The following is a 12185-nucleotide window of genomic DNA, read 5'->3' as shown; positions in this document are numbered from 1 at the left end:
GCCCGGGGCGGCGCTCAGGCCGCCGGATCCCGGTCCTCCGTCACGGTGATGGCGCTCAGCGGGCAGGACTCGGACGCCTCGCGCACGGCGGGGGCCTGCGCGGCGCCGGGCCGGTCGACCAGCAGCAGGGCCAGTCCGTCGTCGCCCTGGTCGAAGACCTCGGGGGCGATGAGGGCGCACTGGCCGGCGCCGATGCACCTGTCGTGGTCGATCGCGATGTCCATGCGGGCCTCCTGTGCGCTCGCCGTGCCGGGCCGGTGGGTTGCCGCGGCGAGCTCATCTTGCGGTGCCGGTGCGGGGATCGGCCGTGCGCGGGTCGCTGTCTGGGGTTTCCTCCAGAGATTCGGCCGGTGTGCGGGCCGCGGGAACCGGTGTGCGCGGGGCGGGGGTTGTGGGTACTCGCCGGTTCTCGGGTGAATCCCTAGACAGCGCGGGCCCCGCTGGCCCGGCGCGGCGCGGTCGTGTTGGGGTGGCCGGGCGACCGGGTGGCGGCGCCGGTGAAACGGACGGTGCCCGCGGGACCGTCGTACGACATCTGCGAAAGGGGAATCCGGGTGGCGCAGCAAGGCACCTCGGACGTGCTCGACCCGACGCCCGGGGCCGACGTCCGGCTCGAACACCCGCCGACCGTCGAGCCCGACGGCGGCGTCACGCTGCTGGCCTGGGCGGCGCGGATGCGCGAGGAGCAGCCGGTGTGGCGGGACGGCAACGGCAACGTGCACGTCTTCCGCCACGCCGACGTGCAGCGGATCCTCGCCGATCCGGCGACGTTCTCCTCGGACACGGTGGGCCGGCTGTCGGGCGGTGAGAAGCAGGCCCCGCGGGGCACGCTGCTGCTCCTGGACCCGCCGCTGCACGGCAAGATGCGCCGTCTGGTGAGCCGGGCGTTCACCCCGGGACTGATCGCCGGCCTGGAGCCGTGGATCACCGAGCTGACCGGGCAGTTGCTGGACGCCGCCCCCGAGGACGCCTTCGACCTCGTGGACGCGCTGGCCAACCCGCTGCCGGTGACGGTCATCGCGCGCATGCTGGGCGTCCCCACCGAGGACCGCGACCGGTTCCAGGGCTGGGCCGACCAGTTGCTGTCGACCGATCCGGACGACCCCGAGAGCGTACGGCGGATGGAGGAGACCGCGGTCACCATCTCCGCGTACCTCCAGGGCTTCATCGAGGCCCGCCGCTCGGAGCCGAGCGGTGATCTGCTGGGCACCCTGGTCGGCGCCGAACTCGACGGTGAGCGGCTGGACGACGAGGACATCGCGAGTTTCGCCACGCTGCTGCTGCTCGCCGGGCACATCACCACGTCGGTGCTCGTGGGCAACGCGCTGCTGTGCCTGGACCGCGATCCGGAGCTGCTGGAGCGGGTGCGCGCGGACCGTTCGCTGGTCCCGGCGGTCCTGGAGGAGACGCTGCGCCTGCGCCCGCCGTTCACCCGGATCGAGCGGGTCACGACGGCCGCCACCGTCGTCGCCGGCACGGACCTCGGCCCCGACACCCTCGTCCATCTGTGGCTGCTGTCGGCCAACCGGGACGAGGAGGTCTTCGAGGACGCGGACGCGTTCCGCCCGGAGCGCTCCAACGCCCGGCAGGCCGCGTTCGGACACGGCATCCACTACTGCATCGGGGCACCGCTGGCCCGGCTCGAAGGCCGGATCGCGCTCGACGCGCTGCTGGACCGGTACAGCGGCATCGCCGTCGACCCGGCGGCGCGGCTCAGCTGGCACGGCACGAACGTCTTCGGTGCCCGCCATCTGCCCCTGCGCGTGCGGCGCGCGTGAGGCCGTTTCGCCCATGTCTCTCCCCCATCCCCTCAGCCTCGGCCCCTCTCGCGACGGAGCGACTCCATGAAGACCAGGCCCGGCCCGCCCGTGATTCCCTCGGAGCGGGGAAAGTGCCCGTTCGACCCGCCCACCGAGTACGCCCGGCTGCGTGCCGAGCAGCCGGTCAGCCCCGTCACCTTCCAGGTGGCGCCGAAGGACACGTCGGGCTGGCTGGTGACCCGTCATGACCTGGTCCGGCAGATCCTCGCCGACGACCGCTTCAGCCACCGCAACGAGTTGCTGGCGCACGTGGTCGCGCCGCCGTTCCCGATGACCGAGTACGCCCCGCAGCCCTCGCCGCCCGGGTCGTTCGCGAAGATGGACGCCCCTGAGCACACCAAGTACCGGCGGCTGCTGGCGGGCCACTTCACGCTGCGGCGCATCCAGCAGTACGAGCCGCAGCTGACGCGCATCGTGGGTGAGGCGCTGGAGGAGATGGCCGCCAAGGGCTCGCCCGCGGACCTGGTCACCGACTTCGCCGAGAAGGTCAGCCTGCGCTCGGTGTGCTCGCTGATGGATGTCTCGCCGGAGCTGATGGACGGCATCCAGGAGCACTTCTCGGCGCTGATGACGCTCACGTACACGCTGGAGGAGTTCATCCACCACGTGGAGTCGATGGACGGGCTGATCCGTCCGATGGTGCGCGAGCGGATGGCGGAGCAGGGCGAGGACTTCTTCGGCCGGCTGGCGTCGACCGGTGAGCTGACCGAGGACGAGCTGGTCAACCTCGCCGTCCTCACCCTGGGCGGCTCGCTCGACACCACGCCGAACATGCTGGCCCTGAGCACCTTCGCCCTGCTGGAGCACCCGGACCAGCTGGCCCTGCTGCGCGAGCGGCCGGAGCTGTACGAGGCCGGGGCGGTGGACGAGCTGCTGCGCTATCTGACGATCTCTCAGATGGGTTCCAGCCGTTGCGCGTTGGAGGACGTCGAGATCGGCGGCACCACGATCAAGGCAGGTCAGACGGTGGTGCTGTCGCTGCCCGCCGCCAACCGCGACCCCGAGGTCTTCACCGACCCCGACCGGCTCGACGTCACCCGTGTCCCCCGCAAGCACCTCGCGCTGGGCTTCGGCGCGCACCAGTGTCTGGGCCAGCATCTGGCACGGGCCAGCATGCGGATCGGGCTGCGCAGCCTGTTCGAGCGCTTCCCGTCGTTGCGGCTGGCGGCACCGGCCGGGGAGGTGCCGCTGCGCGACCGAGCGGTGCACTACGGCGTGGACCAGCTGCTCGTGGCCTGGGACTGACAGCCATGGCACGAAAGGGCTCCGGGCGCCGTGGGGCGAAGAAGGACCTGCCCGCGTTCCGCACGACCGTCGACAGCCGGGTGGAGCGGGTGCACACCGTGCGCGCCGGGACGGCCGACGGCGCCCGGATCCGGCTGACCGGCTACGACCTGCTGACCGGACCGTGGTACACCCCGCTGACGTTCTTCTACCGCGACACCCTCGACGGCGCGGCACTGCGCGACTCCCTGGCGCGCACGCTGCGCCGCTACCCGCTGCTGGCCGGGCGCCTCCAGCGCGACGCGGACGGCGGACTGAGCGTGCTGTGCAACGACGCGGGCGTCCGGTTCACCGAGGCGTCCTGCCCCGACCCGATGCGCGACTACGGCCACGGTCTGCGCGCCGCGCCGGTCATCGGGGAGCTGCTGCGCGAGGTGAGCGCCTTTCGCGTGGTGGACCGGGACACTCCGCTGCTGAAGATCCGGCTGACGCGGATGAAGGGCGGCGGATCGGTCCTCGGCGTGCTCATCAACCACAGCCTCGCGGACGGCGGCAGCACCGTCGCCTTCCTGGAGAGCTGGTCGCGCGAGCACCTCGGGCTGTCGTGGGAGGAACCCAGTCACGACCGTGGGGTGCTGGACGCGCTGGGCCGGCTGTCCGCGGACCCCGCCACGCGCGCAGGGCGGGCGTTCGTGGCCGTGGGCCGGGTGCGGCACCTGGCGACCACGCTGCGCGTCGGTGTCAACAAACTCGCCACGATCACCACCCGGTTCGGCGCGGGGGAACTGGCCGCGCTCAAGGCCGAGGCCCAGCGGACCCTGCCCGCCGCCGACGCGTGGGTGTCGACGAACGACGCGCTCACCGCGCACCTGTGGCAGGTGCTGGGCGAGCTGCGGGACCGGCCGGCCGACGCCGCGGAGTGGCTCGGGCTGATCGTCGGTGCGCAGAGCCGGCTGGGCGACGCGCTGCCGACGTCGTACTGGGGCAACTGCGTCAGCAACAGCTGGACCTCGCTCACCGCCGCCCGGTTGCGCGAACTGCCGCTCGGGGCCGTGGCGTGGGACGTGCGGCGCTGTCTGGACAGCAACACCGAGGACAAGATCCGTGACGAGATCGCCTTCCTCGGCTCCTACCGGGGCAAGGGCGTGTCCCGGCACGTGATGTCGGTGCGGGCCCCCGACGTGTCGACGACGTCCCTGTCGGTCAACAACTGGTCGCAGTTCCCGCTGTACCGGATCGACCTGGGCGCGGGACGCCCCTTCTGGTACGAGTTCCCCGACCTGCCGGTGCCGACGGTGCACATCGCGCCCACGCCGCAGGAGGACGGGGGCCGGGACGTGTATCTGTGTCTGCCGGAGTCCGACGCCGCGCTCGCGCACACACCGCAGTGGCGGGAGCGGCTGCACGCCCGCGGCGCGGCGCCCGTCGGATCGTGACGCCCGCCGGCCGGCCGGCGAAGGGGCGGGATCAGGGCGCGGCTGCGGGAAAAAAGCGATCCCATACCTCTCCCGACCTGGTATAGGCCAAAATGGCCCATGGGGAGGGGTGTTGCCGGGCCGGCGTGCCGGTCTGCGCGGTCGATCCCCCTGGGGGCGGAACAGGTCCCGGCTCGCCACCGGCGTTCCGGGAGAGAGGTACAGGGTGATGATCACTGCGCACGGGGACAGCTCCCGGGAACCGCAGCCGGGCGGACCGGAGCCGGTGGAGCGTGAGCGTGAACTGGCCCTCCTCGGCGAGCTCGCGCGACGCACCGCGGCCGGCGACCCGGGTCTCGTCATGCTCGAAGGCCCTGACGGCATCGGCAAGTCGACCCTGCTGTGTGCCCTGATCGCCCAGGCGCGGGCCCAGGGCCTGCGCGTGGTCCACACCCGCGCCGACCGGCAGGACCACCGGCGGCCGCTGAGCACCGCCCACGACCTGCTGGCCGGCCTCGACGCCGGCAGGATGCCGCCGCTCACGTGGCCCGAACCACCGGGCACCTCCGGCCCGGACGCACCCGTGCCCGGGTCTGACGCGCGCGTGGCCGGGTCCGCCGACGTCGACGGTGCGGGCGTGCCCTTCGACGTACTCGCCGAACTGCACGAGATCGTCCGGTCGGCCGCGGCGAACGGCCCGTTGGCGATCGTCGTCGATGACGCGGAGGAGGCCGACGCCGCGTCGCTGCGCTTCCTCGCGCACGGCGCGCGCCGCATGGCGGGGCTGCCCGTACTGATAGCGCTGACCCGCCGCAGCGGCACACATGTACCGGCCCTCAACGAGGTGGCGGCCCTCCCCCTGTGCCGGGTGCTGCGGCCACGGCCGCTGACCGGTGCGGGGATCGGCCTGCTGGCGCGACGGCTGCTCGGTACGGAGACCGACACGGCCTTCCACGAGTCCTGTCTCGCGGCCACGAACGGCAACCCGCTGATGGTGGCCCGGCTCCTGACGGCTCTGCGCGAGGAGGAACTCCCGCTCACCGCCGACCACTTCACGTCCGTGTCCGAACAGGACATCCCCGCGTTCCGGCTGCGCGCGGCGCGGCTGCTGCACCGGCACCCGGAGGCCACCGTACGCGCGGCCCGCGCCCTGGCCGTGCTCGGGGACGAGGTCTCCCCGGAGACCGGCGCACGCCTGGCCCTGCTGGACAGCGCCGTCTTCGCCCGCTCCCTGCTGGCCCTCGTCTTCATGGGACTGGTCACCTCCAACGCCGACGGCACCTGGTCCTTCGCCCACTCCCTGCTGCGCAACACCGTCCTGGGCGAGATGTCCGAGGAGGAGCGCGACACCGCACACGGCCGGGCGGCCCGGCTGCTGCACGACGCCGGGGCCAGCCCCGCGGAGGTGGCCGAGCACCTGCGTCAGGCGCCGTCCACGACACACCAGCCCTGGGCCCGCACCGTGCTGCGGGAGGCCGCCCGTGAGGCCATGCTCCGCGCCTCCCCGATGCGCGCGACACAACTGCTGCGCCCGTGTGTGCCCGAGGGCACCGAGGAGGACTGCGAACCGAGCCTGCTCGTCGAACTCGGTGTGGCGGAGAGCCGGATCGACCCCGAGGCCAGTGTCCGCCACCTGAGCACGGCGCTGGACCGGGCGACCGAGCCGGAACTGCGGCTCCAGGCCCTCAGGTCGCTCGCCGAGGCGCTCACCCGGCAGGGGCAGGTGGACCGGGCCGTCGGACTCCTGACCCGCTACCGCGCCGAGACGGCCGTCCCTCTCTCCGGCACGGCCGATCCCCAACTCGTGGAAGCCCGGCTGCTGATGGCGGCCACCGGCAACCGCGCCGCCTTCACCCAGCTGTTGGAGGCCGTCTCCTTCGACCTCTCCCTGCCCGGCGGCACCGCCGAGGAGCGCGCACTGCTCGCGGCCCGCGCCGCCATCTCGGTGACCCGCCTGGACCGGGTCGCCGAGGCGGTCGCCGCCGCCCGCGCCGTCATCGGCCGCGGCACGGCGGCCAACGACGCCCCGCTCTTCCTCGCCACGGCCGCTTCCGTCCTGCTCTACGCCGACCTGCCGCACGAGGCCGAGTGCAGCTACCACCGGCTCCTCGAAGGCACCGACGCGCTGCTCGACCAGACGTATCCGAGCCTGCTCGCCCTCAGCGCGGAGGCGCACCAGCGGCTCGGCTCCCTCGACCCGGCGCTGCGCGCCACCGCCACCGCCCTCAAGGACGTCACCGTCTCGCGCGCCAGTCGGTACGAGGCGCTGCCGCTCGCCGTACGGCTGCACGCCCTGCTCGACCGGGGTGACCTGGCTCAGGCCATCCTGCTGGAGAAGGAGATACCCGACCCCGTCCCGGACGACTCCTGGCAGTGGAACGAGGTGCTGTGCGCCCGCGGCCGGCTGCATCTGGACACGAAGGACCACGAGCGGGCGCTGGCGGTTCTCAAGGAGTGCGCGCGCCGGCAGGCGGAATGGCAGCGCATCAGTCCGGCCGTCTCGCCCTGGTGGTACTGGGCCGGGCACGCCCATCTCGCCCTGGGCGACCACGGCGCAGCCGCCGCGCTGGCCGAGGAGGCCGTCGCCGGTGCCCGGTCCGCGGGCCTGCCGTGCGCCCTGGGCTCAGGTCTCGAACTGTGGGCGGCGGCGAGCGACGGCGAGCGGCCGCTCCTGCTGGAGGAGGCCGAACAGGTGCTCATGGGCACCCGGGCCGCCCTGGTGCGCGCCCGCGTGCGGGTCGCCCGGGGCAAGGCGCTCCAGCGGCTCGGATACACGAAGGACGCCCGCGCGGTGCTGCGGCAGGGCTGGGAGGAGGCCTACGACGTCGGGTCCCGGTCCCTGTACACCGTCGCCCACCGGGCCCTGCTCGCCACCGGCGCGCGGCCGCGCCGACCCGTTTCCCGGGGCTTGGGAGCGCTCACACAGAGCGAGTCCCAGGTGGCCCGCCTCGCGGCGTCCGGCCGGTCGAACGCGTGGATCGCCGAGTCCCTGTACGTGACACAGCGGACGGTCGAGGTTCATCTGACCTCGGTGTATCGCAAGCTCGGCCTGTCCGGGCGGCGACAGCTGCGGGACGTGCTCACGTCGGAGGAGATCACCACCTCCGAGCACGAGCAGTGACGATCCGCCCCAAGACGCTCCGAGCACGATCGGTAATCATTACAGAATGCTGTCGGTTTCCGCTCCGCTTGACACAGCCATTTGACCTTCATTCAGGAATCATTAAGCATTCCCGCCTCGATTCCATTCACCCGACACGCAGGGCGTCCACCGGCGCTCACGACCGCCGTCCCGCCCTGTCGCGGCCGCCCCTGACCTGGCCAGGGGCCCGACGGCCGAACACGGCGACGCCTTGTGCAATTCGGCGCACAAGCCCGACTTTATCGCGGACTTTCCGAGCCCCCTTGCTGGCGCACCCCTCGCTATGATCTGCTGATACTCAAGATGTCAAGCAGCCGTGAGTGAACCTTCGGGACTTCTTCTGTATGAGCGATGCCATGGACTCTCCTCGCACTGTCCCTCGGAGGGGGCACCGGCCGATCCGCCGGTCCCGGACAGCACAGCGACCGCAGAGTTCCGCCGGCCCGGTCGGCGCCCCGCGTACGAGGGAGTACGAGCACGGTGTTACTAGAACGCGAGTCCGCCCTTGCGCAGGCCACCGCCGCCCTGCGCCGCGCCGAGGGCGGAGAGGGCTCGCTGCTCGTCGTCCGGGGTCCGCTGGGCGTGGGCCGGTCGACCTTCCTGGAGTCCTTGGCGACCCTCAGCCGTGACCACGGGTTCGTCCTCCTGCGGGCCCAGGCGTCCGCTGCCGAGGAGCCGTTCCAGTTCGGCGTGGTGGGGCAGTTGCTGGACTCGCTGCGCGGGGTCGTCCCGCCCGACGACCTGGCCCGCTGGCTGCGGCGGGCCGACGCCTCGCTGCCCGGGGGCACGTCGCACACGGCTCTCGGGGACGGCACGCCCACGGCGACCTCCGCGTCGTCCGCGCTCAGCCGGCAGCGGGCACCGCGCTGGCTGACGGTGCTGCTCGGCTGTATACAGGACGACCGCCCGGCGGTGCTCATGGTGGACGACCTCCAGTGGGCGGACACCGGATCCCTTCAGGCACTCGCCCTGTCGCTGGCCCGGCGCGCGCGTCGGCGGATCCTCTTCGTGTTCTCCGTGCTGCCCGGTGACGTACGCGGCACCCGGCAGCACGTCCGCGAGGTGCTCGCCCCCAGGGACTTCCGGGCCGACCCCGGGTGCGCCGACGGCCTGTTCCGGTCCGACGACACGGTGTCCGACCGGGCGCTGGAACTGTCGCCGCTCGGCCTCAACAGCGTGCGTCTGCTGGTGGAGAAGTCCCTCGGCGGCGCGACGGACCCGGTGTTCGTGGACACCGTCGCGACGCGCTCCGGCGGCAACCCGCTGCTGCTGCGGACGGTGCTGGACGAGGCGCAGTACCTGAGACTGCGTCCGACGGCCACGGACGCCGTCGTCGTGGCGACCCTGCGCCCCGAGCGCGTACGCCAGCGTCTCGACGCGTTCCTGCGGTCACAGCCCGACCATGTGCGGCGGGTCGCCTACGCGCTCACCCTGCTCGGGCCCGCGGCGGACGAGCAGTTCGTGGCCCGGCTCGCCGAACTCGACGACGCGGGAAGGGACCAGGCCGTCGAAGTGCTGCGCCTCGCCGGTCTCGTGGACCGGCGTTCGTACCGGCTCACCTCGGGCACGGTGCTGCGGGACCTGCTGGAAGAGAACATGCCCGCCCAGGAACGCACCGTCATGCGCGGGGTGACGGCCGAACTGCTGCACCGCGCCGGCCACCCGGCCGAACTCGCCGCGGAACAGCTGATGGCGGTCATCACCCTGCGCGGCCCGAAGGCGGTGCAGATCCTGCGCACCGCCGCGGCCAGCGCACAGCGCCGCGGCTCCCCCCGGGACGCGGCACGCTATCTGCGGCCCGCCCTCCTCGATTCGTCCCTCTCGGGGCACAACAGGGCGCGGCTGCTCGTCGATCTCGCCACCTCGGAACGCAGCTTCGCGACCGCCGCCTCGCTCCGGCACGTCGTGGAGGCCGTACCGCTTCTCTCCACGGTGCGGGAGCGGGCCGACGCCATACTGCTGCTGGGACCGCTCCAGATGGACCCGCCCGCCTTCCGCATCGATGTCATCCGGGCCTCCATCGCCGACGAGCTGCGCCGCTCGGACACCGGGGACACGACGGAACGCGAGCTGGCGCTGCGCCTGGAGGCACGCGAGCACATCCTGTCGGCACAGGACCCCGCGCACATCCAGCGGGCGCTGCGGCGCCTGCGCGACCTCGGCCCCTCCCCCCGGCCGGCCACCCCGGGCGAACGGGAGTTGGTCACGTCACTGATGCACATCGCGTTCGTCGCCGGCTCCGTGCCCGCGGAGCAGCTGGCGAGCCTGTGCACCCGCGTCCTGGAGCAGGAGCGGCCCGTCCCCGACCACGTCCACAGCACCGTGCCGTTGGCCGTGAACATCCTCGCCGGCGCGGAGCACACCGAGGGCGCGGCCAACTGGCTGCGTGAGGCGCACCGGCTCGCCCAGCGCCGCGGCGGTGACGTGGAACAGGCCGTCATCCGCTGCGAACAGGCTCTGGTCGCGCTCGCCGACGGTCACCGGACCTACGCCCGGGACAAGGTCGTCCAAGCCGACGCCCTGGCGGGCCCGGAGGCCAGTGGTCTGCCCACCGTCTGCGCGGCGGTCCTCGCGATCGTCGCGATGAACACCGACGAGCCCGAGCTCGCGGAACAACTCCTCACCCAGCACCGGCTGCACACCGAGAACCAGCACCTGGCCGCGCTTCTGCACGTGGCGCGGGGCACGCTCGCGGCCCGGCGCGACGAGGCGCGCACGGCGCTGGACCACTACCGGACCGCCGGCCGGCGCACCGAGCAGATCGGCTGGCTGAACCCGGTCGTCCTGCCGTGGTCGTCGTGCGCCGCCCTCATGCACCACCGCCTGGGCGAGCACGAAGAAGCGCTCGCCGCAGCGCAGTTGGAGCTCGACAGATCCCGGGCCTGGGGCGCGCCCACCGCACTGGGGCGCGCCCTGATCGTCCTCGGCCGGGTCACCTCCGGACGCAAGGGCCCCGAGTTGCTCGAAGAGGCCGCGACGGTCCTGGAGAAGAGCGGCAACGCATACGAACTGTCCCGGGCCCTGTACGCGTTGGGAACTCATCGTGAAACCCACCGCAACCGGAGATCGGAAGCCCTCAAACGGGCACACGAACTCGCAAACGAACATGGCGCCCCCGCGTTGGCGAGGAAAATCGGCAGCAAACTGGCCGAGAGAACCGGGGAACCCGAAGCCCGCGGCAACAGACTGACCCCCTCGGAACGCAAAGTCGCACGTCTCGCGGCGGCAGGACTCAGCAACTCAGACATCGCAAGTCAACTCGGCACATCATCGCGGATGGTGGAGAAACATCTTACGAACTCCTATCGGAAACTTGGTATCCCTGGGCGCCCCGGGCTGGCCAAAGCGCTCACGGGGGACGACACCGAGCAGTGAGCCCCAACTCCGGGCACCAGGAGGGCACCAACCGGTCAGTAACCGGGCACCATCCGCGGAGAAACGGTCACACCCTCGCTCCGACGCTCTATCCCGCGCACCACCGGCGACGGCGTCGGCCGCGACACACGCCCGACCACTCAACGAAATCGGTTGGTGACACAGCGGGACACTTGGCCGTTCAGGGGGCTGCCACTTGGCTGCCCTCAGTGCCGCGGGGCCCGTGCGACCGCACCACCGAACCACCGAACCACAGTGTTTTGGAGCCACGCAAAAGTTTGCTTGACCCGTCTGTAGGCATATTCCTAGGCTCGATCACAGTTGATCAGATGCGCACAGAGACGGGGGACCGGCCGATCTCGGAACCGGAAGCAGCAGCATCGCGTCCGATCAAATATGCCTTCGGGCAACAGATTCCCCACATCTGAATGCAGAAAGACGGTGCGTCGCAGTGACCACGCGAATAACAGGCCCCTGGCACAACAGGGACAGGGCGGCGGCCCCGCGCACTCCTTCGGAGTTTCACCGAACTCAGCCGGATCACCGACACCGCACGGAGAGCAGCCGTCGCTTCTACACGGCACACATCGACACCGACATGCACATCGTGGCGGCGGAGCATGATTTCTCCCGCCAGTTCGGAAGAACGTCCGCCGACATCTGCGGACGGAGTCTCTACGATCTTCTGCACCCCAGCTCGCCTTCCGTTCTCAACCGGCACTTCAACCGGTTGTCGGAAGGGCGCTGTAACCGCTTCGCCGAGCGCATGGTCGGCCTGGGCGACGAGGGGCGGGCCTTTTCCGGAGAACTGACGGGCATCGCCGTACAGAACACCACCGGGCTGCTGGCCGGGATCGTCGTACAGGTCAGGCCGGACGCCCAGGCACCCGACACGGACTCCGAGGAGGGAGTCCTCAACCCCGGTGAGCGGCTTCTCAGCAAGCTCGACGCACAGGTCCTGGAGGGCGTCGCCAGCGGCGCCTCCACGGTCCAGCTCGCCGCTCGTCTCTACCTCAGCCGGCAGGGCGTCGAATACCATGTCGGTCTCATGTTGCGGAAGTTGAAGGCACCAAACCGCGCCGCCCTCGTGGCGCGTGCCCACTCCATGGGCATGCTGACCGTCGGCCAGTGGCCCCCGCGGGTCCTGCCGGACTTCATCAAGTAGCGACACTTTCGCCACCGGCCTGACGCCTGGCGCACCAGTCACGC

General features: G+C 71.8%; 7 protein-coding genes. 6 read left to right on the top strand and 1 reads right to left on the bottom strand.

Annotated elements, in window-relative coordinates; translation table 11 throughout:
- Nucleotides 1–14: 14 nt before the first annotated feature.
- Complete coding sequence (locus tag AC4OXY_RS43455) at nucleotides 15–224, bottom strand: ferredoxin (protein WP_356038815.1); 210 nt, start codon at nucleotides 222–224, stop codon at nucleotides 15–17.
- Between the two features lie 330 nt (nucleotides 225–554).
- Here AC4OXY_RS43455 and AC4OXY_RS43450 point away from each other — a divergent pair, with 330 nt between their 5' ends.
- From AC4OXY_RS43450 to AC4OXY_RS43425, 6 genes are all read left to right on the top strand, one after another.
- Nucleotides 555–1778 carry a cytochrome P450 gene (locus AC4OXY_RS43450; protein WP_356038813.1) on the top strand — a complete coding sequence of 408 codons (1224 nt, stop codon included), beginning with the start codon at nucleotides 555–557 and terminating at the stop codon, nucleotides 1776–1778.
- A 66-nt stretch (nucleotides 1779–1844) separates the two neighbouring features.
- Nucleotides 1845–3065, top strand: coding sequence for a cytochrome P450 (locus tag AC4OXY_RS43445; protein WP_356038810.1), 1221 nt, complete (start codon nucleotides 1845–1847; stop codon nucleotides 3063–3065).
- Between the two features lie 5 nt (nucleotides 3066–3070).
- On the top strand, nucleotides 3071–4480 hold the full coding sequence (locus AC4OXY_RS43440; RefSeq protein ID WP_356038808.1) for an acyltransferase: 1410 nt from the start codon (nucleotides 3071–3073) through the stop codon (nucleotides 4478–4480).
- 208 nt (nucleotides 4481–4688) lie between these two features.
- The gene (locus AC4OXY_RS43435; protein WP_491992469.1) at nucleotides 4689–7580 is read left to right on the top strand and encodes a helix-turn-helix transcriptional regulator; all 2892 of its coding nucleotides are present in this window, start codon (nucleotides 4689–4691) and stop codon (nucleotides 7578–7580) included.
- 501 nt (nucleotides 7581–8081) lie between these two features.
- On the top strand, nucleotides 8082–10976 hold the full coding sequence (locus tag AC4OXY_RS43430; protein WP_356038802.1) for an AAA family ATPase: 2895 nt from the start codon (nucleotides 8082–8084) through the stop codon (nucleotides 10974–10976).
- Between the two features lie 451 nt (nucleotides 10977–11427).
- Nucleotides 11428–12141: a LuxR C-terminal-related transcriptional regulator gene (locus AC4OXY_RS43425; protein ID WP_356038799.1), complete on the top strand. Its 714-nt coding sequence runs from the start codon at nucleotides 11428–11430 to the stop codon at nucleotides 12139–12141.
- Nucleotides 12142–12185: the final 44 nt, after the last annotated feature.

This window comes from Streptomyces sp. HUAS MG56 (genome assembly GCF_058673395.1).
Note: the sequence above shows the minus strand (reverse complement) of the source record. Positions and strands in the feature narration are given on the sequence as shown.